This is a genomic window from Mesorhizobium loti R88b (genome assembly GCF_013170845.1).
In the GTDB taxonomy this organism is placed as follows: domain Bacteria; phylum Pseudomonadota; class Alphaproteobacteria; order Rhizobiales; family Rhizobiaceae; genus Mesorhizobium; species Mesorhizobium loti_B.
Genome location: NZ_CP033367.1, coordinates 6,834,403 through 6,859,736 on the forward strand (window position 1 = coordinate 6,834,403; position 25,334 = coordinate 6,859,736).

Below are 25,334 nucleotides of genomic sequence, written 5' to 3' on the forward strand. Positions count from 1 at the left end.
GCGGCCCAAGCGCTGACCGCGAAAAGAAGCGAGTGACCCACGGAACGGTCAAGAAAAAAGTGCAGGAGCATCTTGACCAAACGACCCCACAGAGAAGGCTCTCAGATTTAAGTGGACGCTTGGCGAATGAAGTATCTGGCTATGGAGCAGCCGTCGACGGTTGATGCGAGAAGGCCGTCTTCAGACAAAAGACCAGGATATCACTTGAGCGATGGCTATGTCGGTTTGAATTTAGTCATCGTTGGTGGGTTCTCAAGTGCATGAGAAGAGCTTGCGCTCCATGCAGGTTAGGCGTTCCGGGCCTTGTTCCGTCACCAGCACGGTCTCGCTAAAGCCCATACCGGCTGCCATCATCAGCATATGAAATACCATTCCCGGCTCCAGGACCCATTCCACGCCCGGCACGAACTCGCGGATAAATTCGCCGGCGGAGGGGCGGTAGTTGAGACCAAGCGAATAACCGGAACGGTTGGTATATGTCTTGCGAAGCCCCGTTGCCAGCAGCGGCTCGCGGCAAGCTCGGTCAATCACGCTGGCTGGTGTGCCCGGCCGCATCAACGCGATGGCATCGTCTTGCACGCGGATGATTGTCTCAGCGATGTGCTGCTGCTCAGCGCTGGGCTGCCCAACAATGGCGGTACGCATCAAACGTGCCCAGTAATGTTGATGTAGCCCGTTGAGCTCAAAGTAGACAGTATCACCTCGTTCCAAGCGACGGTCCGAATAGCCGCCATGTATGAGATTTGTTCGATTGCCGGAAGTGATGACACCGCCCAGCCCCATCGCCGGCGACCCGCCTTTCACCAATGCGCTCCACACCTCATTGGCAATCTGCCGCTCCGTGACACCGAGTGCGATAGCCTCGATGCCAGCATGCATGCCTGCTTCAACCAAGCGCGAGGCGCCCCGCAGATAATCTATTTCTCGCGGCGATTTTATCAGGCGGAGGTGGTCGACAATGCGCGGCTCTGCGACAACGCTTGCATCGCACAGCACCCTCTGCAGTACCGTCCGTCGTTCCGGTGTCAAGAACCATGAGTGGTCATCCACACCTACCCGTCCTTCTGCCGAGCCGAGGCCTTCCAGAGCTCTGCGCGCCGTGTCGAGCCAAGCGGCGAGCGGATCTGCAACATCTGAATAGGTCGCGTGGCTTTTCACCCAGGACGTACTTTGCGCCGCCGGGACTTCCACATCACGCAAGATCAGCACCGGGTCGCCGCTGCCGGGAACCGCTAAAGCATGGTAGGAAAAATAACCAACACCATGTAGACCACTGAGATAGTAGATGTTTTCAGGCTGATGTAGGAGTAGCACTGGAAGATCGTGCTTTACCATCTCTTCCTGCGTGCGCTGCACCCGCGCCCGATATTCCTCTGCAGGGAAATTCATCTCGGTGTTAACAGGTTCATTCAGCGTCGGAGATGTATTCATTGGAGACTATCTCACTTGTTGGGCTTGCCGTTCACCCGCTTGGCGGAATATGGCCACACTGACATAGATAAAAATCGTGAACGCGATCAATAGACTGGACACCGCAGCAATCGTTGGCGTGATCTCTTCCCGAATTCCCGACCACATTTTGATCGGCAGAGTAGTAGTATCTGGGCCACTCAAGTAAAGTGATAGCACGACCTCATCGAACGATGATAAGAATGCAAAAAATCCGGAGACTATCAAAGCTGGACGAATAAGAGGGAGCACGATTCGCCATATCGTAACGACCCTTGACGCTCCCAAACTAGCAGCCGCATATTCAAGTATTATATTTTGTGATTGTAGACTTGCGGCGACGATCAACACTACTAGTGGAACGGCGCCTATGCTGTGCGCCGTCACAAGCGCGAACGACGTGTTGATAAGATGCAGTCGCGCAAAGAGAAAGTAGAGAGCCACCGCATTAACAATCGACGGCACGATCATCGGTGCGAGCAAGAGCTGGTATCCGATTCGGCGCATTCGCGGGCTGCCGCGCACGAGTGCCATTGCAGCCGCTGAACCAATGGCAAGACTTAGACATGCCACAGCTATTCCAACTCCCAAACTCTCCCAGGTCGCAGAAACCCACGCAGCGCTAGTGAAATAGGCCTGGTACCATTGCAGCGACAGGCCGGGGGGCGGAAAGTCGAGGAAGCGCGAAGAGCTGAATGAGATCGGGACAATGATTAGGATCGGGCTGACAAGGAAGGCAACAAGGAGCAAGCTTAATCCGCGCAGCAGCTTTCTGCCCGGCGCCAGACGCTCCCAGCCTCTACCGATACCGGCGGGAAAGCGGATTCCATGTCCGACGCCACGCACTAAGGCGGCAACGAAATCAATGAGTTGAATGTATGCGCTAGTTGAATGACGCGCGGTGTGGCCCGCAGAGTGGGCAGTACTCTGATTAGAACTGAGCAGGCGCTCGCTATCGACGAAACGGTTGGAAATCGAATAAAGTACGAGCGTGATCGCAAGCAGCACGGTGGCAGCGGTGGCCGCAAGCGGCCAATTGAGCGTGCCGTTTACATAACTGTCGATTTGCATTGGCAGTATCATCGTGTTCGGACCGTCGAGCAGTACGGGCGTGATGTAGAACCCAAGTGCGAACACGAAGACCAGTAGGCCGGCTGCGATAACACCCGGAGCGCTCAACGGAAAGAACACGCGCCAAAAATTTTGTGCCGCGGAGGCTCCTAGAGAGGCAGCAGCACGCGTCAGACTGTATGGAATCCCTTTCATCACGCTAATGAGCACCAGCACCGTATAGGGCATGAGGATGTAGACCATAGCTACGAGTACGCTGAACTGATTGTAGATAAGGTCGACAGGGCGCTCAGTAAGGCCAGTTGCCATTAGCAGCTGATTGATTACACCAAAACGCCCCAGAAGCACCATCCATGCATATGTGCGCACGAGGTAGCTGGTAAAGAACGGCAGAACGACCGCAAGCAGTAGCGCCGCGGCGACCCAAGTGCGCGCCGAGACTATCCAGTAGGCTAGCGGATAGCCTAGTAGAAGGCAGATCAATGTAACCTTTGTTGCGAGTGCGAAGGTGCGGGCTAGAATAATCCAGTTCGTTGGGTTATCCAAAAACTCGTGGTAATGCGCGAAGGTTGGCCCGGGATCGAGCAGGCTGAGAGAGAGCAGACCGGAAAGCGGGATGAAGAAGAAAACCCCAAGCAGAAGCGCTGCTGGAGCAAGTAAGAGCGAGGCTTCCCGGTTGTTGACCGGCCATGCGATGGCCGATCTCACAACATGGTATGGAGTAGCCATTAGCTAGCCGTCCATTTTATCCAGCGCTCAACGAGAATTTCTGTATTAGATTTGCCAGATAAATCTTTAGTTTCCCAGTATGACAGGTCGCGGAAGAACTGTTTAGCAATGTTCTCAGGAGTTGTGGGAAGGTCTGCAGCAACCTTTGGGTCGATGTACTTGAAAGCCGCACGGTTCATTGGACCATAGAAGATGAGATTGTTTAGACGCGCTTGCGCCTGCGCGGAGGCTTGGTAGGCCACAAACCGCATGGCCGCGGCCCGATTTTTTGCTCCCCGCGGCACGACCCAGTAGACCGGGCTAAGCTCCCCCTCATTCCATTGGTAATCAACGGCGGCACCCTGTGTCTTCAGGGCTGCCATTCGACCATTATATGCCGAGGACATCGAGACTTCACGGTTCGACAGGAGCTGACCGGGTTCGGCTCCGACACTCCAGAATTTGGTTATGTGCGACTTGATGCGATCGAGGGACGCGAATCCGGAGTCGAAGTCGATTGGATACAGCTTGTCCTTCGGCACCCCGGCCGCCAGCAATGCAAATTCGATTGTCGTGACATCCGAGTTCGAACACGTTTTAAGAGAGCGTGGCCCCGGAAACTTGTCGGCGTCCCAAAACTCAGCCCATGAGCGCGGGCGTGGCTTGTTCGCCGGGTATTCGGTCGTCGAGAACGCCATAACGGTGCTATAGACGTACGAGCCTACGCCGTATGTTGTCTTTGCTTCCGGCACAAGGTTGTCCAGTGTTTCCTTATCGAAAACGCCATAGTCTATTTCCTCGAGGTACTTTGACGCATCCGGTCGAAAAGCGAAGGTGTCGACCTCCGCTACATCCCACTGCACGTTGTTGCTGTCGACCTGCGCCTTGAGTTTCGCGTCATCTTCCGGGGACACGTAAGTCACCGTGATCCCTGTTTCTTGCTGGAAGGGATCAATTATTGCCTTGCGGATCGACTCCTCATAGGATCCACCGCCGGAGACTACGACAAGTTTCGATTCTTGCGCCCGTAAAATGCCTGGAGCGCCAATCGCAAGCGCCGCTCCGCTGGTCGCAGTACCAATTAGCTTTAACGTCTGACGCCGGGTCGGTCGGCTGGGGTTGATGTTGTACGTCATGAGATCATTCCCTTATAAAGATACGATTGCCATACGATCTGCAGTTGCAGTAACGCCCGCGAAAGCTGACACCGCGACGCGATTATTGGGTTTGCCGGGGATTGATTGTTCCCCCTCATCAGAAAGAAGTCGTCCATCCCGCGCGTCCCAGCCAATTCTAACTTGTTGGTCGACATGGAATCGCTGAGATCGGGCGTGGCTCGGTGCTGCTAAAGTGAGAAACACTGGAATCTTTGCACGTAACCGAATACGATACTTAATGACATTTCCCTGGTAGACGGCCTCTTCGACCACACCTTCGAATTCATTATCAGTGCGAACGCCGGGGTCGAGAGGGATGATCTTGTCGGGTCGGATCATGAGGGTCACAGCCCCCTGCAGGCTATCGGATCCCTGCCACATCGCTCGAATTTGCAGGCCGGCCAGGTCAAGGAGAGGGCCGTCTTTTCTACTTTCAACAATATGAGTGCGAAGGAAATTGGACTCGCCGATGAAACCTGCAACGAAGCGCGTTTGCGGAGTCTCATATATTTCTTCAGGCGTCCCGATTTGCTCGACGTTGCCCTTATTCATCACCACGATTCGATCAGACATCGTGAGCGCTTCACTTTGATCGTGTGTGACGAAGACCACAGTTATTCCAAGGGACTTCTGAAGGCGCTTCAGCTCAAGCTGCATATGCTCGCGAAGCTGTTTGTCAAGCGCACCAAGCGGTTCGTCCATGAGGACTACGCCTGGGCGAAACACAAGTGCGCGAGCCAAGGCAACTCGCTGCTGTTGGCCGCCGGATAACTCGTGCGGCATCCGCGCTTCATAGCCGCTCAGTTGAACAAGATCGAGCGCTTCGGCGACACCGGCTCGAAGTTCAGAGCCGGATACTCTGCGCATCTTGAGCGCAAATGCCACGTTCTCGAAAACGGATAGATGTGGAAATAGCGCATAATTCTGGAATACAACTCCGATGTTGCGTCTAGGCACGGGTAGCCCGGTTATTGGTCGGGCGCCGACAAAGATTTGGCCGGAGGTGGGCGTTTCGAACCCCGCGACCATCATCAACGTTGTCGTCTTGCCGGAACCACTTGGTCCGAGAAATGAGACAAATTCGCCGGCCTCGATTTGAACCGACAAGTCATTAACCCCTCGCACGCTGCCGTACTGTTTACAAAGTCGCTCTAACCGCAGCGGTTCACCTCTGGGCATCGACGCCTCCACGTGAGGCTAATGGATGTGAATGAGACGTCATGTCCCAGTTCTCCTCTTTTAGGCTATCGGCGCGGTTGATCCGCACTCCTTCGGCGATCACGAGCGAAAGTATCGGTGATCATTTTCCACAACATCAACCTGCATTAAGCATCCTCTCCGAGGCGAAATGGCGTCAATGTGGGCGGCCTGTTGAAGAAAAATTCGCAAAAGAGCGTTGTGATTGAAATTTCTTAGAGTCCGTTTGGAAATTCATGGATGAGCGGTTCTTCGTAGCAGGTTGCCGCCCATGGCGACGAGGATCATGGCGTGAGAGACATCGATGCGCTGCTCGTACGAGGCGTCGCCATCGGGTCATCCAGCCGAAGGTGCGCTCGACGACCCAGCGACGGGGCAGAGCGTGGAAGCCCTTCTGGTCGTCGGATCGGCGGATGATGTCGATGACGAAGTCGAGATAGGCGGCCTTGTCCATGAGCTTGAGCCGATCGTAGGCGCCGTCGGCGAACAGATGCTTCACCCAGGGCCAGCGCTTGCGGATGCCGTCGAGAACGGCCTGCGCGCCGGCGCTGTCGGAGATGTCGGCTGGCGTCAGGTTGACCATCAAGAGCCGCCCGTCGGTATCGACTGCAATGTGGCGCTTGCGGCCGACGATCTTCTTGCCGGCGTCATAGCCTCTTTGCGCGCCAGGGGCCGAAGCCTTCACCGACTGGCTGTCGATCACGCCCGCCGTGGGACTGGCCTCGCGCCCAGCCCGTTCGCGATCCAGCATCAGCGTCACGTCGTGGATGGTCTGGAACAGAAAGCGCCGCGCCAGTTCACGGAACCAGCCATAGACCGTCTGCCAAGGCCCGAAGTGGATCGGCAGCATCCGCCAGCCGCAACCGGAGCGGACCAGGTAGCGCACGGCGTTGATCACCTCCCGGAAATCAGCCTCGCGCGGACGGCCCCGACGCCGCCCGGGCTTGGGCATCAGCGGGGCGATCTGGTACCATTCTTCGTCCGTCAAATCAGACGGGTAACGCTTGGTCTTCTTGGCGATCTGGGCCATCCGCCCACGGCTCTGTTTGGTCCACATCCACAGCTTGAATCACAAATAGCCTCACCGCAAAACCCCAACCCTCGATTTTCCAAACGGCCTCTTAGCCGTCGGAGGCCTACACGCAGCAGGTCATACTCGATCGTATAGACACGCCCCTAGCAATGGAACCCAGCAAGTCGGCGAACCAAGGCATTCAGAGGCTCGGTGACCGCGTTTTGGCCACCAGCGCCTCGTTGTACATAGGCGTCACCCCTTTGACCCAAGACTTGTCAACTCTCTCACGATGGTAGATCACATTTGCAAGCTTATGGAGAGTATGGGGATAGATCGCGCCTCTTGCTAAAACGCGCAAAGTGTATCCCGGCAAATTCCTGTATAATATGGACCGACTGAGCGCTGCAATGGCATACGTGAATTTGAAGTTAATTCGCTCTGGTATTATTCGTGGAACAGCACGGCGCGGAGCTGAGCCAAAAACTCTGTCGAAAACTTTCCACCGCCTCTAAGCACGACGCTAAAAATACAATGAAGTACCGTCATTACTTCCTCTGCCTTAAGTAGGGAAAATGATCGGAAGTGCGTCAGCTTTTTCGATTGGCGCAGATAGGGGAGCCGGACAAAAGTAACCTCCTGCCCTCCCTTGTTCTTGTTTACATTGCTAACGATACCTATGACCGGTCGCATGAGTTTAGCCATCTTCTGGGATTTCAGGTGCACGAGAAGAGCTTGCGCTCCATGCAGGTTAGGCGTTCCGGGCCTTGTTCCGTCACCAGCACCATGTCGCTGAAGCCCATCCCGCCTGCCATCATCAGCATATCAAACACCATTCCCGGCTCCAGGACCCATTCCACGCCCGGCACGAACTCGCGGATAAATTCGCCGGCGGAGGGGCGGTAGTTGAGACCAAGCGAATAGCCGGAACGGTTGGTATATGTCTTGCGCAGCCCCGTTGCCAGCAGCGGCTCGCGGCAAGCTCGGTCAATCACACTGGCTGGTGTGCCCGGCCGCATCAACGCGATGGCATCGTCTTGCACGCGGATGATTGTCTCAGCGATGTGCTGCTGCTCAGCGCTGGGCAGCCCAACAATGGCGGTACGCATCAAACGTGCCCAGTAATGTCGATGAATCCCGCTGAGCTCAAGATAGACCGTATCGCCACGCTCCAATTGCCGGTCGGTATAGGATCCGTGTAAAAGATTTGTCCGATTGCCGGAAGTGATGACACCGCTAAGCGGCATTTCCGCCCCGGCGTTCACCAATGCGCCGAACACGGTGCCGGCGAGCTGTCGCTCCGTGATGCCCGGCGTGACAGCCTCGATACCAGCGTAAATGCCCGCTTCAACGCAACGGGCAGCGCCGCGCAGATAATCTATTTCCCGCGGCGATTTGATCAGTCGCAGATGGTCGACGATGCGCGGCTCTCTGACAAAAGTCGCATTTGGCAGCAGCGCCTGCAGCATCTTCCACCGTTCTAGTGTCAAGAACCATGAGTGCTCATCCACGCCGACACGCCCGGCCGCCAAGCCCAAGCCCTCGAGGGCTCTCCGCGCCGCGTCGAGTGAAACGCGGATCGGATCGGATGAATCTGCGTAGCTCGTGTGGCTCGTGACCCAAGACGTGAGGTGCGCTGCTGGGATTTCTACATCGCGCAAGATCAGCACTGGATCGCGATGGCTCGGAACCGCTACGGCGTGATATGAGAAAAAGCCCGCCCCAGCGTCGAGACCTGTCAGATATTGAATGTTCTCGGGCTGATGCAGGAGTAACACGTCCAGATCATGCTTTGCCATTTCCTCCTGCGTGCGTTGAAGGCGTGTCTTATATTCTTCAACAGGGAAATCCATCCCGCTATTCGTATGCTCGGTCACCGTCGTGGGCTCCTTCGTTGTCGCCCCACCTCTAGATGTGCGTACCTTCTGCATTCGCCTGGGTGAAACAAATCTCTTGGCCAAGGATAGCAATTGGGCAAGTGGTACCATCCGGAGGAGAGGACTTTGCGCCAAAATGAGTCAGCAGCTGAAACGTGAGCCGCGCAAGGGTGCTCGGTTTGACATGCAATCTTCCGTTGGCCTCCGTTCGACGACCCGTTAGGGATTCATCCAAATCAACGGGCTGTATGTAAGCGAGGATCTACTGCTCGTCATCGCGATCGGCATGAAGGGGCGGAATAAGAGCAGTTCGAAATCGTACGAGGCCTTTATCAACCAAAGACAGCTACGGCGGATTTGACGATGATGCAGCCATACTGGCTTTGGCGCATCTGACGACCTATGGCTGTGCGAAAAACATTCGTCAAGTGCAGCGCAGGCGTCACGCGCGGCGACAGGGTACGCACGCTCTCCCGGCCATGCCTGGTTTTGCGAATGACGTTTCCTGTGACGACGCGCTGCGACCATCGGAAGTCGATCTCGTGGAAATACAGGTCGGCATGCTGCGGGCTGATATGATGAAAGACGCCGGCGATGGTACGGGGGACGCGGAGTTGAAGCCCTCGACCGAGTTGACGTGGACAGCGTCGCGAACAGCTGGTCTCATGCTTGGCAAAGCTCTCACCAATGGCCATGAATGCCTTCCACTCGTCGCTCATCAAGTGAGCTCCGGGTTCAATCTGCGCCTCAACGACGCGTTCGCTTGCTCGCGCCGAAAGACCGGTCACAACCGCCGCACGCGCATCACCGGCCAGCGTGCCACGCATTACATCAGTCGGACGCCGCACCATTGCCATAACTGACGTTTTGTGCGTATTCGCCTGGCCTTTCCAGCCGCGGCCCGGAGGTGGGTCGTCGGGATTCTTTCTGGGCCTTTCACCGAGATGGAAATGGTCGATCTCCACCGTGCCGGCGAGCACGTTCTCCCGCGCCACCAATAAGACGCAGTGCATGTCCAATTCGCCAGATGCTGGCTGGCTCACCCCGAGCGCCTCGGCTGGACGCACCCACGACAAGCCCTTGTCGGATGGCAGTAACAGCCACATAGCCTTCAGGCAAACACTCAAGGGAAGCTTCGTGGAGTGCAGAGGCGTATGTGTCGTCACCGTGAACTGGAACCGGCAATCGCCGCTGGAACATTGATAACGACCCGGTCGGGCACGCCGCTTGCCGGTATCGCGACCGGCAAGTGCAATCGAGCGTTTGTATCCGCAGGCGGAGCAGATCCGGCCATCCGGCCGAACCAGCAACCGACGGCTATGCTGCTATCCGGAAGGCCGCGATCATTTCTTCAACAGTTCGAATGCTGGAAAGCGTGACAATGTTCTTCATCAGCCATGCAGCAGCCACGCCTGAACCAGGGTACCAAGGTTCGAAATAAGTGCAGCTGACCACTAGCAACGGAACGACTTATGTAAAACGGTAACGGGTGGAGATGTTCTCCTCGACATTGTCAGAGCTTCTCGATCGATTGCGGGCTGGATTTCACGAGTTATTCAAATGGCCCTCGCCATTCAAGCCAAGCCGCCAAACTTGCGCACCCGCTAACACCAGAAGCGGGATCCGTCATGGCTAGGGTCAGGATCTGTAATTTGCAGAGCTTGGCGGTGTATCCCTTGAGGGTTTCAAGGATCTGTCCGCACTGGCCGAGCCGGAGCTGGTCGTGCTGTATCGGGTCTCACAAGGCCGGACGTTGCATTGACTCGAAGCGGGCTGTCAGGCCCATCTGACTACCTTCGCATATCGTCCGTCCCTGCGTTCCCTCGCGGGACACCGCCCTCGGATCAGCGCTGGCGCTTCACCGCTGGCAAACTGTTTCTACCTCATCTCAAGCCTCGAACAAAGTGCCGTCGCGCAGCATGGCATGCATGATGACAGCGAGACGCCGCGCGAGTGCCACTCGGGCTTTCTTCAGGCCGCGGCGCTTCGAGATTTTCAGCGCCCAGGTCTTGAGCGCGAAGCTCTCCCGGCTCCGAGTCAGGATTGAGTTGGCCGCTTCATAGAGAAGCTTGCGGACCATGCTGTCACCTTGCTTGGTGATCCGGCCGGTCCAGTCGAGTTCGCCAGATTGACGACGCCTGGGCACCAGACCAAAGTAGGCGCCCGCGTTTCGCGATTGTCGGAACCGACCGCCTCGTCGATGGCGGCGGAGAACGCGGCTGAAGTCTGGATGCCAACACCAGGTATACTCATAAGGATTTGGCAGGCCTGCGACTGAGCGGCGAGCATACGCAGCTTGAGATCCAGCTCCTTGATCTGCTCGACCAGTTGCACGCGCACCGTCAGCAACGAAGTAATCGCTTCGCCAAGACCAGGGATGTGGGATGCTTCCATGATGCGTTCGATGAAGGCCTTTCCCTGCCCGACGCCCGGCCTATAGCCGAAGGTAGCGCACAACCAACGGATCATGTTGTCGAGCCGGACACGGGCCTCCACCAGATGACCGCGAGCGATGATCATGCTGCGTATACCGTGTGCGCCCGGCGATTTGACATGAACCTCCTTGTAGAAGCCCGTTCTTGCCAGTTGCGCGAGCCCTGCAGCATCATGCGGATCGGTCTTGTTCGCCTTCATCGCCTCGAGGCTCTGGTGCGCCTGGCGGGCATCGATACACACCACGTTGACGCCCAACTCCCGCAGGCCAAGGCAGATCGCGGGTGACATACGTCCGGTTTCGATCACCGCCCGCTCGATCGGGCCGTGTCGGCGTAATGCGTCGGCGATCGCATCCGGCGTGCTCTCAGCGTTCTCGGAACTCAGCTTGCGCCCATTTTCATCGATAATGCAGACCTGCGTGCTTTCCATCGACAGGTCCAGTCCGGCATAATGCTTCATGGCTGTTTCCTTCCTTCAGGATTCGACAACCAGAAGTGTGCGCCTCACCCGAGTCCCGAGGGAAGCAACCACAAATTACACGATGACTCATAAGCGCGCAGCCACAGGCGTATTGACGCGAGCTGGACCATGGGGAGGAAGTTGTCGGCGAGCTTTTCATAGCGGGTTGAGACGCGACGGAAGTGCCTCAACTTGGAGAAGAAGCGTTCGATCAGGTTGCGCTCGCGGTAGAGCCGTTTGCTGAAGCAGGGCTTCCATTTCCGGTTACTCTTGGCCGGGATGTTGGGCGTGGCACCCTGCCCCTGGATCAGTGCCCGGATGCGGTCGGCGTCGTAGGCTTTGTCGGCCAGCACGATGGTGCGTGGGCCAAGATGATCGAGAAGCCGATCAGCGATCTGACCGTCATGTGCCTGTCCTGCTGTCAGACCGAGCCGGATTGGGAGCCCTTGCGCGTCGTCGACGACGTGGATCTTGGTCGTGAGCCCACTGCGCGATTGACCGAGACAATGATCTGGCCCCCCTTTTTTGCCGTCGCAGCCTGCTGGTGCGCCCGGATGGAAGTGCTGTCGATCATCTGTATGGCGCCGTCGTGGGCGGCGCTGATGGCGTCCATCAGGCGGTCCCATACGCCTGCCTTCCGCCATCGCGCAAACCGGTTGTAGCAGGTGGTCCGCGGACCGTAGCGTTCCGGCAGGTCTCGCCATGGGGCACCGGATCGCAAGACCCAGAAAATGCCGTTCAGCACGTGGCGGTCATCGACGCGCGGCATCCCTCCCGGCTTGTTGGGCAAGAGCGGCTCGATAACGCGCCACTCGAAGTCGGTCAAATCATATCGGCTCATAGAGAGTCTGAATCAGAATTCGCGGAGATATGAAAGTGGACCGTCGGAAAACGGCTTAACCGCAAATATTGACGGATCGCTTGGCAACGCTGCATCCTTGGCACCATGCTAATCGCAGACGCTGAAGCCAGGATCCGTGAGATCATAATTTCCATCTCCGCAGGGGACTGCCAGAGTGCAGTCACCAAAGCGGATGTGTCGCACTGTTCGGCGGCCGACGTCGATCGCGTTATATCGGATTATGGACGAACATTCTCTGCGCCGCCGTTTGCCGTTTGGATGTAATAGCTGTCAACACAGCGGTCGGCGAAGAAGTGGTCAGTCCGAGCGCCGCTTTGGAGCCAAAACGAAGGTGGTCGATCCGATTTGGAGCTTCGTCTCACCGTGACAATGATCAACGGTGTGGCGACGGTTGAGCTAAAGCGTGTCGCGATTAATTGGCCTCATATCCGGCAGCTTTGAAGAAGTTTCTGCATTCGGCTGGCTGGAACAGATGGCAGATATCGCCGAGAGCCTCGCAGAGGGCATCGAAGCTTCTGGCCGCCTTCTTTCGCAGCCTCGCCTTGAGTTTTGAATAGGCCATCTCGATCGGGTTGAGGTCTGGCGAGTATGGCGGCAGGAACAGGAGCCATGCGCCCCTTTGGCGAACCAGTTGCGCGGCGCGCTCGTTCTTGTGGAAGCCGACATTGTCGAGAATGACGACATCGCCGGGCGACAGTTCGGGAGCGAGCTGAGTTTCGACGTAGCGTTCGAAGATGGCGGCATTCATCGGCGCGTTGACGATCCATGGCGCGACAAGACCGTGGCATCGCAGCCCGGCGATGAAGGTTTGCGTCTGCCATTTGCCGAATGGCGCATGCGTCCTGAAGCGCTCGCCCTTCGGCGCCCAGCCGGTGCGGGCGCAGGTTAATCAGATTGTTCACAAAGCGAGGCGAAACGCGGAAATGACGCGCGGCCTCGCGGTGGCCATGTCCCTCATCGACATACGCAACAACACGCCGACGCAACTCAAGCGGTAGCGGCTTGCTTTAGACGACATACTTGTAGCTTGATCGCAGTTCGCCAAGCATCGCGGTCATCCCCAATTTATGAGTTCACGACCTAATTGAGAACTGCTGACGAAAGCTCGTTGCAGCTTGCTGGTAATTGTATGGTGTTGAGCAGAAAACGTGAGCCGCGGTTATTCAGAAATCGGCGTTAAGATGAGCTATCTCGTCCCACAGACTTTGACCAAAGCCGCGAAGCACAATCAGCTCAAAACGATTCAAAGCGACGCGCGTGATGTGCACGGAAATGTGTCCCATCAGCGTCATCGCGGACTGTCCCACGGCCACGGCGTTAAGATCGATAGCGGTACCTTTTGCCAGCAGCGATTGGACAGCGCGGCCCGCGACTTCAATCCTGATGCGTCCATGGGTCTGGTCGACCGCAAATGCCCGTGTGTCGAGTCTTTCGAAGAGGGCCTGCATATCTGAGCGGGATGTCGGCTCATCCCTGACGACCAGCCATTGGCCGGGGCCGAAGGTGCGGATCCTGTTGGCCTCGCCGCCGAACAGGCCTTGCAGCGTGGCCGTAAGATTCTCTGCGCCGGGCTTGCCGAGTATGTGGATCAGGGTGCCCTCGGGCATCGCCTTCATAGCGAAGGCGTCGGAGCTCCCTACCGGTTTGGTGCTGATCGCCGGACGGTGGATGAGTTCGAAATCAGACATGGAGCTTCTCGTTTGCTGGATCGAAGAAGACCGGATTGCAAAGACGTGCGACGGTAAATTCCTTGCTCAGGCCGTTCCACACCACCACCTCTTCGCCATGCCTGGCATGGCCACTCTTCACCAGCGCCAACCCGATAGTCGAGCCGACGTGGGGTGAAAAGGCACTCGACGAGACATAGCCCTGGTCGTTCTCGAGCGTCTGCGCGGCCCCCTTGGCGAGAATGTGCGAGCCGGTGCGGAATGTGGTCGTTGGATCGAGCGGGACGACGCCGACAAGGCTCGGGCGATCCTGGGCCACCAGTCCCTCGCGGCCGAGCATCGCCTTGCCGATGAAATCCGGCTTGGCTGTCGACACCATCTTTGCGAAACCGAGATCCGAGGGGATCACAGTACCGTTGATCTCGTTATGCGTCACATGGCCCTTCTCGATGCGCAGTACGCTGAGCGCCTCCACGCCATAAGGCTGGATGCCATGTTCCTTGCCTGCCTGGAGAACGCCGTCGGCGACGCTCTCGCAATAGCCGGCCGGCACGGCAAGCTCATAAGCCAGTTCGCCCGAGAACGAGATACGAAACAGGCGGCCATGCAGCCGGCCGCCGAAGAGCGAGACCTCCTTTGCGGCAAGAAAGGGGAAGGCAGTGTCGGAAATATCACCATCGACGATCGCCTGCAGCGTCGCGCGCGCCTTGGGCCCGACCACGGACATCTGTCCCCATTGGTCCGTCACCGAGGCGAGTCGTACGTCGAGCTCCGGCCACAGCCCCTGGGCGCAGAATTCGAGATGCGTCATGACGCCGGCGGCATAGGCCGTGGTCGTGGTCATGAAGAAGCGGTCGTCAGCCAGGCGGCTCGTCGTGCCGTCATCATAGATGAAGCCGTCCTCGCGCAGCATCAGACCATAGCGCGCCTTGCCGACTGGCAGTTTCAGGAAGGCGTTCGAATAGACCCGATTGAGGAACTCCGCCGCATCCTTGCCGCAGACCTCGATCTTGCCGAGCATCGACACATCACAAATCCCGACATTCGTTCGAACGTTCAGGACCTCGCGATCGACGCTCTGTCGCCAGCTGGTTTCACCCGCGCGCGGGAACCAGGATGAGCGATACCAGAGACCGGTCTCGACGAAGACCGCGCCGTGCTTCTTGGCCCAGTCATGCAGAGGCGACTTGCGCACCGGCTGGAAATGATGGCCGTGATGCGGGCCGGTCAGCGCGCCGAAGCTGATCGGCGTATAGAAGGGCCGGAAGGTCGTCGTGCCGACTTCGGCGGGAGAGACGCCACGCGCTTCGGCCAGCAGGCCAATTGCGGTGACATTGGAGAGCTTGCCCTGGTCAGTGGCCATGCCCGATGTCGTGTAGCGCTTGGCAAGTTCGACATCGCCATAGCCTTCCTGCACGGCAAGGCCGAGATCCTTGCGGCCGACATCGTTCTGGAAGTCGACGAAGGCCTTGCCCTTCACGCCACGGATATTCCAGAGCGGGCTGGCCGGCGAAGCAACGATGTCGCCATCGACAGGACCGGCGTCGAATGGTTGGGCGGCGAACCCGAGATCTTGGGCCATGGTAGCGCCGCGCGCAGCGCCCTCTGCAAAGCTTGCCGACAATCCGGTTGTGCCCGTGACTGCGCCTGCGAGCACGAGGCCCCTGGTTTCCGACGGGGCCATGAAGGCGCCATGCACATCCGACCATTGCGGCTTGCCGCCGCGATGGCAGGCAAGGTGAATAATCGGGCTGAAGCCGCCGGACATGGCGAGCGCATCCACAGCAATGGCTTCGGTCGCGCCGTTTGCGGCCGTGACGTTGACGCTGGAGAGCGCTTTGCCGCCCTTGGCATCAGACACGACGGCGCCCTTGAGAAGGCGAGCCTTGCCGGTATACACGAACTGGGATTCGGCGCGGCTGTCGATGATTGCGGTAAGCTGGACACCCGCCGCCTCGAGGTCGCGGGCGAGTGCATATCCGCTGTCATTGGTGGTGAAGATGGCGGTGCGCTGGCCGGGGGCCACGGCAAAGCGGTTGAGATAGCAGCGCATCGCACCCGCGATCATCACACCGGGAATATCGTTGCCGCCGAACACGAGCGGCCGCTCCTCGGTACCGGTGGCGAGAAGCGCCTTTTTGGCGACGATGCGCCACATGCGCTCGACCGGCTTGTTCGGATCGGGGTGGCGCACATGCTTCTGGGCGCGCTCCACAGCGCCAACGACATTGCCGTCATACCAGCCGAAAGCGGTTGTGCGGGTCAGTACGCGTACATTCGGCAGCGTTTCCAGCTCGTCGGCGAGCCGCTTGGCAAATGCCGGCGCGCTTTCCCCGCCGATGGTCGCGGCCTCCGACAGCAACGATCCGCCCGCCAGGCTGTGTTCGTCGAGGATGATGACACGTGCCCCTGCACGGCCGGCGGACAGCGCGGCGGCCAGCCCGGCTGGGCCGGCGCCGATCACCAGCAGGTCGCAATGCGCCCAGCGCTTCTCGTAGCGGTCGGGATCGGCTTCGTAGGTCGCCTTGCCGAGACCGGCGGCGCGGCGGATAAAGGGCTCGTAGAGACCTTCCCAGAGCTTCGCCGGCCACATGAAGGTCTTGTAGTAGAAGCCCGCGGCGAGGAAGGGTGAGAGCAGGCCGTTCAGCGAACCGATATCGAAATCGAGCGAAGGCCAGCGGTTCTGGCTGCGGGCTTCGAGACCGTCGTAAAGGTCCTGCATCGTAGCCCGGGTATTGGCCTCCGTGCGCCCTCCGCTGCCGATGGTCATCAATGCATTCGGTTCCGCCGCGCCCGCGGTTAGGATGCCGCGCGGCCGATGGTATTTAAAGCTGCGGCCCACTAGCTGGCGGCCATTGGCGAGCAAGGCGGAGGCCAGCGTATCGCCGGCATGGCCCGTGACCGACTGGCCGTCGAAGCTGAAGCCGAGGCGTGACTGGCGATCGATCAGGCCACCCTTGGGCAGTCGATAGGAGGTCATCAGAGCGCCTCCGCCGATAGCTTGAGTACCACGTCGCGGGAGCCCGAGATTTCATGCGTTGCCGTATTGCGGCTCACCACCAGCCAGCGCCGGCAGCCGGACGTATGATGCCAATATTCCTCATAGGCGCCGCGCGGATTGTCGCGCAGATAGACATAGTCGATCCACGCCGCCGTGCCGGCATCAGGTGCGGGTCGGGCGAGTGCCGCCCCCTTCACAGTGAACTCTTCTTTCGGTCGAGAGCCGCAATGGGGACACGGGATCAGGCTTGCCATGTTCAGGTACCCTGCAAATTAGTGGAGGTTGGGCTGGGCGCCCTGGCCCTTTTCGTCGAGGATATGGCCGCGCGCGAAACGGTCGAGCCGGAAGGCGCGAGCGGTCTCGTGCGGCGTGCCGCGTGCGATGAGATGCGCAAAGCAGAGGCCCGATGCGGGGGTTGCCTTAAAGCCGCCGTAGCACCAGCCGGCATTGAGGTAGAGATTGTTGATGTGGGTGCGGTCGATGATCGGCGAGCCGTCCATCGACATGTCCATGATTCCGCCCCAGGACCGCAGCACGCGGACGCGGGAAATGCCGGGGATCATCGCCTTACCCGCCTCGGCGACATGCTCGACGGTGGCGAGATTGCCGCGTTGGGCATAGGAATTGTAGCCATCGATGTCTCCGCCGAAGACGAGCCCGCCCTTGTCGGACTGCGAGACGTAGAAATGGCCCGCGCCGAAAGTCACGACGCAATCGATGAAGGGCTTCAGGCCCTCGGAGACGAAGGCCTGCAGCACATGGCTTTCCAGCGGCAGCTTGATATCGGCCATCTCGGCAACGCGCGAGGAATTGCCGGCGGCCGCAAGCGCCAGCTTGCCGCAGCCGATGAAGCCGCGCGTGGTCTCGACGCCGAGGACCTTGCCGTTTTCGCGGCGAATGCCGGTCACTTCGCAATGCTGGATGATGTCGACGCCGCGCATGTCGGCGCCGCGCGCATAGCCCCAGGCCACCGCGTCATGCCGCACAGTACCGCCGCGCCTCTGCAGCAGACCGCCCTGGATCGGGAAGCGTGCATTGTCGAAATCGAGGAATGGCAGCTTGGCGCGCACCGCCTCGCGGTCGAGCAGTTCCGCATCGACGCCATGCAGCAGCATCGCATTGCCGCGCCGCGTATAGGCGTCGCGTTGCGCGTCGGAATGATAGAGATTCAGTACGCCGCGCTGAGAGACCATCGCGTTGAAATTGAAATCCTGCTCCAGTCCTTCCCAGAGTTTCATCGACAATTCGTAGAAGGGGTTGTTGCCCGGCAGCAGGTAGTTGGAGCGGATGATCGTCGTGTTGCGGCCGACGTTTCCGCTGCCGATGTAGCTTTTTTCCAGCACTGCGACATTGGCGACGCCAAATTCCTTAGCGAGATAATAGGCCGTCGATAGGCCATGCCCGCCACCGCCAACGATAATCACGTCGTAGTGGGATTTGGGCTGCGGCGCGCGCCAGGCCGGACCCCAGCCGGTATTGCCGCGAAGGCCGTTGAGAAAAATCGAGAGAGCGGAGTATCGCATCGCTGGCCATGTCCAAGCTGGGGAGTCGGTGCAACCTATGCCCGTCGACAACAATTTAGTTCCAAAAATGGGACGATTAGTTATATAGATCGGACATGACGGTTGAATTGGATCGACAAACTCAGCGGTTTGGTTTTCTCCTGCTACCGAATTTCGCGCTCATGTCCTACGCATCGGCGACCGAACCCTTACGCGCCGCCAATCTGCTCGCGGGCCGCAGCCTTTACACTATCAGGCAGCTTTCGCAGGGTGGCCTGCCTGTGCAGAGCTCCGGCGGCATCGACATTGCCTGCGATGATCTCTCGTCCGCGGGTGCGGAATTTCATACAGTGTTCATCTGTGCGGGCGGCGATCCAAGCAACTGGGCGGAAGCGGACAGGCTGTTCAGGGCGTTGCGGCGGCTGTCTCGTCTCGGCGTCCGTCTCGGCGCGATCTCGAGCGGCGCGTATATCCTGGCCGCCGCCGGTCTGCTCGACAACAGGGACTTCACCATTCATTGGGAGCATGCCCCGATCTTGCGCGAGGCCTATCCGGCTCTAGCGCTTAGGCAAGCCCGCTACGTCATCGACGGCGATCGTATAACCTGTGGCGGCGGCGTGGCTCCGCTCGACATGATGCATGCGCTGATCGCCGAACGCATGGGCGCGCATTTCGCGAGCCGCGTCAGCGACTGGTACCTTCACACTGCGATTGCCGACCCATCCGACCCGCAACGCGGTTCTGCGGCTGAGCGATTTGGCACTCACAATCCGATCCTGCTGGCCGCGCTTGAAAAGATGGAAGCGACGATCGAAAATCCGCTCGATCGCGAAGCAATGGCGCATTTCCTCTCGATCAGCTCCCGCCATCTGGATCGCCTCTTCACCCAGCATCTGAGCGCCGGCTTCTTGCAAACCTACCGCCGGATCCGGCTGGATCACGCGCGGCGGCTGATCGAACAGAGCCCGCTTGCGATCGCCGAAATTGCCTTTGCCACCGGGTTCTCCAGCACCGGACACTTTTCCCAGGCATTCAAGGCCCATTACGGCAGGGCTCCTAGCTCTTTGCGATAAACTCCTCCGAATGCACAGGTCTCCTTCGGAATAGATGCATCGCCTCGCCACGAACTGTCGGCCTGCTTGCGAACGGGGCGCGTGTTGCGGGTCCCCAGGGCACGGGTACGCAGGCGAGGCAAGAGCTTTGTCTCGCCGGAGATCATGATTAGTCAACGCCCCGCCGAAGCGGCCGATCGCGGAGTGCCGGGCCACTGGGAGCGAGACCTCATCCTTGGTCTTGGCAGCTCGGCGATCGGCACGCTGGTTGAGCGTACGACACGCTTCACGATGTTGCCGCATCTTCCGCGGCTTGCGGGGCATGGCGAAGCTCCGCGCATGAAGAATGGCCCTGCTCTCGCGGGACACGGGGCCGAAGCCGTGCGCGACGCGATTACGCGCACCATCATCACCTTGCCCGAAGAGATGCGTCGTTCGCTGACCTGGATCAGGGAGCCGAAATGGCTCAGCACGATCGTCTCAAGATCGACGCGGGTGTCCAAGTCTATTTCTGCGATCCGCAAAGCCCCTGGCAGCGTGGCACCAACGAGAACACCAATGGGCTGCTGCGTCAGTACTTCCCGAAAGGCACCGACCTGAGCGTCCACAGCGCCGACGAGATCGCCGCCGTGGCCGCGGCCCTCAATGCTCGACCGAGAAAAACTTTGGGTTGGAAAACGCCAGCAGAGACGCTTGACGAGTTGCTGTCATGAGTGAACACAATCGGTGTTGCGACGATCGCTTGAATCCGCCCAATACGCCTGCGGGGCCTACTCCGAACTTCTGCATCGTCACGGTATCCAGGCGAGCATGAGACGCTCAAACCGACCGAGGAAATCGCTGTCGGGTGAGATACTGCGCAGATCGCGCCTTGCAAAAGGACATCAGAGCGATGCGCCACGGCACCTTGCAATAGCTCGATGAACATGGAGCTTACGCGCAATGACATTGGAACATGCAGACGGCGATGTGGTCCCCGAGAGCAGCGGCGCTGCGGCGTGCGACGACGGTGTAACGATGCCCGGCCGCGCGGCAACAAATGCATTAGCTCGGGTGAGGTGGATTACGAAGGCCATATCTCCCGCCGTGGAAATACACACATGTGCGTTCACTTCTCTATGAAGGCTGCAGTTGTGAGCCTGACTGGGAAAAGATCGGCTTCAGAGGTACCGCCGTCGCTGTCGCCCCCTAACTCGCTGTGGCATGCGATGCTTCGATCCGCCGAATTCCTTGAGGCGACAGCCATCAGCTATCGTTCGAGCTCTGCAGCACCCATACCGTGCGGATACGTCCCTGCCGGGGCCGAAGCTGGTTCATTCCGTTAAGACGGTTGCGCCACGAATTTACCTGGAACGTGCGAGACATACACCGGAAGGACTTCCCCACGAAGTGACCTGCCACTGAGTTTTTCCTCCACTTGGAGTTAGAGTCCGGCCTCATTTGAAGGACGGACAGATGAAGCGGAAGCGGTTCACGGAAGAACAGATCATTGCGGTTCTGCGCGAGCACGAGGCGGGTGCGAAGGCGGGCGATCTTGCGCGCAAGCACGCGATCAGCGAGGCGACGCTGTATAACTGGAAGGCGAAGTATGGCGGGATGGACGTGTCCGACGCCAAGCGCCTGAAGGCCCTGGAAGACGAGAACGCGAAGCTGAAGAAGCTGCTCGCCGACCAGATGCTGGAGGCGGCGGCGCTGAAGGAGCTCCTGTCAAAAAAATGGTAGGGCCCGCCGCCAGGCGCGAAGCCGTCGCGCATCTGCAGGCCGTCATGGGTCTGTCGGAACGCCGGGCCTGTTCCATCGTCGGCGCCGATCGGAAGATGGTGCGCTACCGGTCCTGCCGGCCGCCGGAGACAGAGCTGCGCGGCAGGCTTCGCGAGCTCGCCAACGAACGCCGCCGCTTGGGCTATCGGCGGCTGTTCATTCTGCTCCGGCGGGAGGGCGAGGCATCAGGGGTCAACCGCATCTACCGGCTCTACCGCGAGGAGGGACTGACGGTGCGCAAGCGCCGGGCACGGCGACGAGCGGTCGGAACGCGGGCACCGATCCTGGTCGAGGCGAGGCCGAATGCCCGCTGGTCGCTGGACTTCGTGCATGATCAGTTCGCCTGCGGCAGGCGGTTCCGGGTGATGAACATAGTTGATGACGTGACCCGGGAGTGCCTGGCCGCGATCCCCGACACCTCGATCTCCGGTCGCCGAGTGGCACGCGAGCTGACCGATCTGATCAGCCTTCGCGGCAAGCCCGACATGATCGTTTCCGACCATGGCACCGAGTTCACCTCGAACGCCATCCTGGCCTGGTCGAAGGATCACCGTGTCGAATGGCATTACATCGCGCCGGGAAAGCCGATGCAGAACGGCTACATCGAGAGCTTCAACGGCCGGATGCGCGATGAGCTCCTGAACGAGAGCCTGTTCTTTGGCCTCGATCACGCCCGCTGCGCCATAACCGAATGGGTGGAGGACTACAACACCGCGAGGCCTCACTCCTCGCTCGGCTACCAGACCCCGGCGGCGTTCGCCGAGGTCCTCACCGCAACCGGCTCCAACGCTGCGCTCGATGTGGGCTTCGCGTCTCCGCCGGTTGCTCAACCCGCGCCCTACGGCGTAACTGAAACGGTCGAGGCTCTAATCGCCGCTGGATGACAGTTCAGGGGCAGGTCAGAAGCAGCACGTGGCCATGTTCGCGGCAATCAGCCAACCGTAGCTAAAAGGCGCCTGCTCAATCAGCTCCGATATGTCCTACCTTAAGAAATACTATCTAATGCGACAAGATCTGGCTAAGGAACAGCCTGGTCCGTTCATGGTGGGGGTTGGTGAAGAAGTCGTTCGGATTGGCCTCCTCAACAATCCGGCCTTTATCCATAAAGATAATCCTATCGGCGACGGCACGTGCAAAGCCCATCTCGTGGGTAACGCAGACCATGGTCATGCCATCGCGTGCCAAGCTCGTCATGGTTTCCAACACTTCCGACACCATCTCAGGATCAAGTGCCGATGTAGGTTCATCGAATAACATGACCGCGGGCTCCATGCACAGCGAGCGGGCAATGGCCACGCGCTGCTGCTGTCCGCCCGAGAGTTGAACCGGGTATTTATTTGCCTGTTCTGGAATTCGCACGCGTTCGAGATATTTTAGCGCAGTCTGTTTAGCTTGGGCTTCGGGTACCCCCTTGATCCACATTGGGCCCGCCATGCAGTTCATCAGCACAGTCATGTGAGGGAACAGATTGAAATGCTGGAATACCATTCCTACGTTCTTGCGAACTTCGGTCACATTCCGCATCTTGTTGTGCAATAGCATCCCATTCACCCTGATCTCGCCCTCCTGATTCGCTTCGAGCCGGTTGAAGCAGCGGATCAAGGTGGACTTGCCCGAGCCGGAGGGACCACAGATGACGATGCGTTCGCCTTTGCGGACGGTAAGGTTGACATCAGTTAATGCTCTGAAGCTGCCGTACCATTTAGAGACGTGCGTCGCTTCGATAATTTTGTCAGCACTCATTGGCACCTGCTTCTGGCCGGATAACGCCTGCGATGATACTGGTATGCGCCGCACATTGCCTGTCGCCATCGAGGAATCGCCTCCATTGAGGCCTATCAAATGATCTATGTCGGTAGCGGTCATCGCACTTTACTCCTTGCGAAGTGGTGCTCAAGCCGTGATTGGAGCACCTCGAGGCAGGCGGACAGGATCCAATAGATCATCGCCGCTGTTATCAGCATCTCCATATGATGAAAGGTCGGCTGGCCGATCGTGCGAGCAAGGAATGTCAACTCCCATACGCCGAGGACCGAGACAAGCGAGCTGTCTTTCAGCATTGCAATGAACGTGTTGCCCATGGGGGGAATGATGACTGGAAGCGCCTGCGGCAGGATTATCTTGCGTATGGTAAGGCCGAAGCCAAAGCCGATCGAACGGGATGCTTCCCATTGGCCGCGGTCAATGCTCTGGATACCCGCGCGGAAGATTTCCGTCATATAAGCTCCTACGCAAAGCGACAGTGCCAATATACCCGAAGGAACTGCATTGATCACGATACCCAGCTGCGGCAGCCCCAGGTAAATCAGGTAAATCTGGATAAGAAGCGGCAGACCGCGGAAAAACGAGGTGTAAAAGCTGGCGAGGGCATAGGCGAAGCCATTGCTTGAAAGCTTTGCAATAGCAGCGATCATCGCGATGATTGATGCGAAAATAAGTGAAACTGCCGAAACATAAATCGTGGTCACCACACCCTGCGTGATCAGGTATGGCAGATGCTCCCAGATGAACGGCATGTTAAGGTTAAATGCGTTGAAGAAGCCGAGAAACAGCAGCAGCAGCTCGGCCCATACAATGCCGATCTGCACCCTCAAGGGGGCAAACCCGATCAGCACGATGTTGACGCAGAACATCACCGCAATGACGAAGGCGATTGCGACACGCCCATAAATGCCGCTCTGCAGCGGGTCGCCGATAACAGGCCGCATAAGGTCGCCGAACGCTGTGCCCGAAAGGTTGAACATCAGAGAAACTGCGAGCACGGCGGCGAAGATCGACGCAACAAACCAAGGTCGATGGACTAGTACCTCGGAATCAACAGTATCTTGGTAAAGCAAGAGAGATCCTCCAACCAGGCGGCTCGGTTTGACCCGAGCCGCACAATGTTCACGAAGCTACTTACTTCGCGACAGAGTGGTCCGATCCATACCACTTCACTGATAGCTTCGACAGTGTCCCGTCATCCCTCATGCTTTTGATCGCGGCAGAGACCTTTTCTACCAGTTCTTTATCGCCCTTCATCATCGGGATTGCCGCAGGCAAGGCAAAGAGCCTATCGATAATCTTGATTGGATAACCTGACTTGATTGCACCTTCCGTGAAGGTTTCGTCTGTAATGACAGCGTCGAGACGGACGCCATCGCCCAGTCGAAGATCATCAAAGGCGATAGTCGAATTGCCATACGTTTTGACCTCGCCAGCTTTGAAATCGTAGGGAACGGGCGCCGCATTGGGGTCATCCGGCGTGTAGGTTTGGTTTGCATAAGCTTCTGCAACAGTTCCACCGTTTACGCCAATCTTCTTGCCCTCAAGATCGGAACCTTTTGTTGCCTTGCTATCCTTGTGGACGACAATCACCGTGCGGTCGTAGAAGTATGGCACAGAGAAATCGAACTTATCCGCGCGAGCCTTGGTAGGTGCCATTTGTCCTGTACCAATGTCCCACCGACCTGCCCAGTTACCGGCCGCAATCAAGTCCCAGCCGGGCGTTACAAATTCAGCGTTTACGCCCAAATACTTCGCAATTCCTTTGGCAACATCGATATCGTAGCCGACTAGTTCGTTCTTTTCGTCCAGGTGAGCAATTAGCCCCCAATCGGCACCCGCAGCAACCCTGAGGGTTTTAGAGGTAAGGATGCGATCCAGAACCTCTCCCGCGTGAGCCGAAGGGCCAAAAGCCACTGACGTGAGAGCGATTAACACCGCTGTTACAGCCATCTTAATCTTTTTCATGCTCGTTCCCCTTGTTAGGTTAGTTTTTTCGATCTCCGGCCGACATTCTACTACTCAGATTTCTGAGCCGGCCTCCTCATGGTACGAGGTCTCAGAATCGTGTGGGTAAACACTAAGCCAATGGCTACCTATGCTGACGAGGTCCCAGGCGAGATGTGAACGCACGGTATCGAGCCGTTCACACATCGCCCCGGAAGTTTTTGTCTCCAGTCCCAACAGGCTTTCGTTGGCCGTCGTCATATGGCCATGAATAGTACATGATGGCATGGGATGTGCGCCAGAATGTGCCCGAGGCCGAAATGGCCATTTCAAAAGGCGCCTTTGTTTGAAATCCGTTGATGTCACTGTTCAAGAACTTGGATAGGCGGTCATTCTCCCGCTTCCACGTTGC

The 25,334-nt window shown here is 58.3% G+C and carries 17 protein-coding genes and 4 pseudogenes; 4 read left to right on the forward strand and 17 right to left on the reverse strand.

Features of this window, described 5'->3' with window-relative positions:
- Positions 1 to 252 precede the first annotated feature (252 nt).
- Genes EB235_RS33005 through EB235_RS33020 form a run of 4 tightly spaced genes read right to left on the reverse strand, consistent with a single transcriptional unit; the run spans position 253 to position 5,564 of the window.
- Positions 253 to 1,431 carry a M24 family metallopeptidase gene (locus tag EB235_RS33005; RefSeq protein WP_080680397.1) on the reverse strand — a complete coding sequence of 393 codons (1,179 nt, stop codon included), beginning with the start codon at positions 1,429 to 1,431 and terminating at the stop codon, positions 253 to 255.
- A 6-nt stretch (positions 1,432 to 1,437) separates the two neighbouring features.
- Positions 1,438 to 3,249 carry an ABC transporter permease subunit gene (locus EB235_RS33010; RefSeq protein ID WP_051371444.1) on the reverse strand — a complete coding sequence of 604 codons (1,812 nt, stop codon included), beginning with the start codon at positions 3,247 to 3,249 and terminating at the stop codon, positions 1,438 to 1,440.
- Entirely contained in the window at positions 3,249 to 4,364 is a 1,116-nt protein-coding gene (locus EB235_RS33015; protein WP_051371445.1) for an ABC transporter substrate-binding protein, read from the reverse strand. The genes EB235_RS33010 and EB235_RS33015 overlap by 1 nt, the downstream gene beginning before the upstream one ends.
- A gap of 12 nt (positions 4,365 to 4,376) precedes the next feature.
- The gene (locus EB235_RS33020; protein ID WP_080680396.1) at positions 4,377 to 5,564 is read right to left on the reverse strand and encodes an ABC transporter ATP-binding protein; all 1,188 of its coding nucleotides are present in this window, start codon (positions 5,562 to 5,564) and stop codon (positions 4,377 to 4,379) included.
- Positions 5,565 to 5,605: 41 nt separating this feature from the next.
- On the opposite strand from EB235_RS33020, the gene EB235_RS34630 reads away from it, so the two are divergent.
- Positions 5,606 to 5,791: a hypothetical protein gene (locus tag EB235_RS34630; protein WP_202596442.1), complete on the forward strand. Its 186-nt coding sequence runs from the start codon at positions 5,606 to 5,608 to the stop codon at positions 5,789 to 5,791.
- Positions 5,792 to 5,816: 25 nt separating this feature from the next.
- Here EB235_RS34630 and EB235_RS33025 read toward each other — a convergent pair.
- The 10 genes and pseudogenes from EB235_RS33025 to EB235_RS33070 form a co-directional block, all read right to left on the reverse strand.
- Positions 5,817 to 6,639 (reverse strand): annotated as a pseudogene (locus EB235_RS33025) (IS5 family transposase).
- 671 nt (positions 6,640 to 7,310) lie between these two features.
- Positions 7,311 to 8,471, reverse strand: a complete 1,161-nt coding sequence (locus EB235_RS33030) for a M24 family metallopeptidase (protein WP_051402057.1) — start codon at positions 8,469 to 8,471, stop codon at positions 7,311 to 7,313.
- Positions 8,472 to 8,803: 332 nt separating this feature from the next.
- Complete coding sequence (locus EB235_RS33035) at positions 8,804 to 9,781, reverse strand: IS1595 family transposase (protein ID WP_152536301.1); 978 nt, start codon at positions 9,779 to 9,781, stop codon at positions 8,804 to 8,806.
- Between the two features lie 578 nt (positions 9,782 to 10,359).
- Positions 10,360 to 11,366 (reverse strand): annotated as a pseudogene (locus EB235_RS33040) (IS110 family transposase).
- A 44-nt stretch (positions 11,367 to 11,410) separates the two neighbouring features.
- Positions 11,411 to 12,207, reverse strand: a protein-coding gene (locus EB235_RS33045) for an IS5 family transposase (protein WP_411970574.1) whose coding sequence is annotated in 2 segments (ribosomal slippage) — positions 11,411 to 11,860 and positions 11,863 to 12,207 — 795 coding nt in all. Because the reading frame shifts where the segments join, the coding sequence is not laid out codon by codon here.
- Positions 12,208 to 12,640: 433 nt separating this feature from the next.
- Positions 12,641 to 13,099 (reverse strand): annotated as a pseudogene (locus EB235_RS33050) (IS630 family transposase); the annotation flags it as partial.
- Between the two features lie 292 nt (positions 13,100 to 13,391).
- Positions 13,392 to 13,916, reverse strand: a complete 525-nt coding sequence (locus EB235_RS33055) for a sarcosine oxidase subunit gamma family protein (RefSeq protein WP_027033261.1) — start codon at positions 13,914 to 13,916, stop codon at positions 13,392 to 13,394.
- On the reverse strand, positions 13,909 to 16,875 hold the full coding sequence (locus tag EB235_RS33060; protein WP_027033260.1) for a sarcosine oxidase subunit alpha family protein: 2,967 nt from the start codon (positions 16,873 to 16,875) through the stop codon (positions 13,909 to 13,911). The genes EB235_RS33055 and EB235_RS33060 overlap by 8 nt, the downstream gene beginning before the upstream one ends.
- Positions 16,875 to 17,150 (reverse strand): sarcosine oxidase subunit delta, encoded by a 276-nt coding sequence (locus EB235_RS33065; RefSeq protein ID WP_027033259.1) that lies wholly within the window; start codon positions 17,148 to 17,150, stop codon positions 16,875 to 16,877. The genes EB235_RS33060 and EB235_RS33065 overlap by 1 nt, the downstream gene beginning before the upstream one ends.
- A gap of 18 nt (positions 17,151 to 17,168) precedes the next feature.
- Positions 17,169 to 18,419, reverse strand: coding sequence for a sarcosine oxidase subunit beta family protein (locus EB235_RS33070; protein ID WP_027033258.1), 1,251 nt, complete (start codon positions 18,417 to 18,419; stop codon positions 17,169 to 17,171).
- A 95-nt stretch (positions 18,420 to 18,514) separates the two neighbouring features.
- Between EB235_RS33070 and EB235_RS33075 the strand changes: the two genes are divergently transcribed.
- The 3 genes and pseudogenes from EB235_RS33075 to EB235_RS33085 all read left to right on the forward strand — a co-directional run bounded on the left by EB235_RS33075 (position 18,515) and on the right by EB235_RS33085 (position 22,095).
- Positions 18,515 to 19,471, forward strand: coding sequence for a GlxA family transcriptional regulator (locus EB235_RS33075; protein WP_027033257.1), 957 nt, complete (start codon positions 18,515 to 18,517; stop codon positions 19,469 to 19,471).
- Between the two features lie 45 nt (positions 19,472 to 19,516).
- Positions 19,517 to 20,163: pseudogene (locus EB235_RS33080) on the forward strand (IS30 family transposase); the annotation flags it as partial.
- A gap of 742 nt (positions 20,164 to 20,905) precedes the next feature.
- Positions 20,906 to 22,095, forward strand: a protein-coding gene (locus EB235_RS33085) for an IS3 family transposase (protein WP_106406554.1) whose coding sequence is annotated in 2 segments (ribosomal slippage) — positions 20,906 to 21,158 and positions 21,158 to 22,095 — 1,191 coding nt in all. Because the reading frame shifts where the segments join, the coding sequence is not laid out codon by codon here.
- Positions 22,096 to 22,210: 115 nt separating this feature from the next.
- Here the strand turns inward: EB235_RS33085 and EB235_RS33090 are convergent.
- From EB235_RS33090 to EB235_RS33100, 3 genes are all read right to left on the reverse strand, one after another.
- Complete coding sequence (locus EB235_RS33090; protein ID WP_027033253.1) at positions 22,211 to 22,954, reverse strand: amino acid ABC transporter ATP-binding protein; 744 nt, start codon at positions 22,952 to 22,954, stop codon at positions 22,211 to 22,213.
- 119 nt (positions 22,955 to 23,073) lie between these two features.
- Positions 23,074 to 24,048, reverse strand: a complete 975-nt coding sequence (locus tag EB235_RS33095; protein WP_027033252.1) for an amino acid ABC transporter permease — start codon at positions 24,046 to 24,048, stop codon at positions 23,074 to 23,076.
- 61 nt (positions 24,049 to 24,109) lie between these two features.
- The gene (locus tag EB235_RS33100) at positions 24,110 to 24,943 is read right to left on the reverse strand and encodes an ABC transporter substrate-binding protein (protein WP_027033251.1); all 834 of its coding nucleotides are present in this window, start codon (positions 24,941 to 24,943) and stop codon (positions 24,110 to 24,112) included.
- Between the last annotated feature and the right edge of the window lie 391 nt (positions 24,944 to 25,334).

Bases quoted from the DNA above. Each gene is read 5' to 3' on its own strand.
- EB235_RS33005 (WP_080680397.1), bottom strand. From the start codon at position 1,431: ATGAATACATCTCCGACGCTGAATGAACCTGTTAACACCGAGATGAAT.
- EB235_RS33010 (WP_051371444.1), bottom strand. From the start codon at position 3,249: ATGGCTACTCCATACCATGTTGTGAGATCGGCCATCGCATGGCCGGTC.
- EB235_RS33015 (WP_051371445.1), bottom strand. From the start codon at position 4,364: ATGACGTACAACATCAACCCCAGCCGACCGACCCGGCGTCAGACGTTA.
- EB235_RS33020 (WP_080680396.1), bottom strand. From the start codon at position 5,564: ATGCCCAGAGGTGAACCGCTGCGGTTAGAGCGACTTTGTAAACAGTAC.
- EB235_RS34630 (WP_202596442.1), top strand. From the start codon at position 5,606: ATGTCCCAGTTCTCCTCTTTTAGGCTATCGGCGCGGTTGATCCGCACT.
- EB235_RS33055 (WP_027033261.1), bottom strand. From the start codon at position 13,916: ATGTCTGATTTCGAACTCATCCACCGTCCGGCGATCAGCACCAAACCG.
- EB235_RS33060 (WP_027033260.1), bottom strand. From the start codon at position 16,875: ATGACCTCCTATCGACTGCCCAAGGGTGGCCTGATCGATCGCCAGTCA.
- EB235_RS33065 (WP_027033259.1), bottom strand. From the start codon at position 17,150: ATGGCAAGCCTGATCCCGTGTCCCCATTGCGGCTCTCGACCGAAAGAA.
- EB235_RS33070 (WP_027033258.1), bottom strand. From the start codon at position 18,419: ATGCGATACTCCGCTCTCTCGATTTTTCTCAACGGCCTTCGCGGCAAT.
- EB235_RS33075 (WP_027033257.1), top strand. From the start codon at position 18,515: ATGACGGTTGAATTGGATCGACAAACTCAGCGGTTTGGTTTTCTCCTG.
- EB235_RS33090 (WP_027033253.1), bottom strand. From the start codon at position 22,954: ATGAGTGCTGACAAAATTATCGAAGCGACGCACGTCTCTAAATGGTAC.
- EB235_RS33100 (WP_027033251.1), bottom strand. From the start codon at position 24,943: ATGAAAAAGATTAAGATGGCTGTAACAGCGGTGTTAATCGCTCTCACG.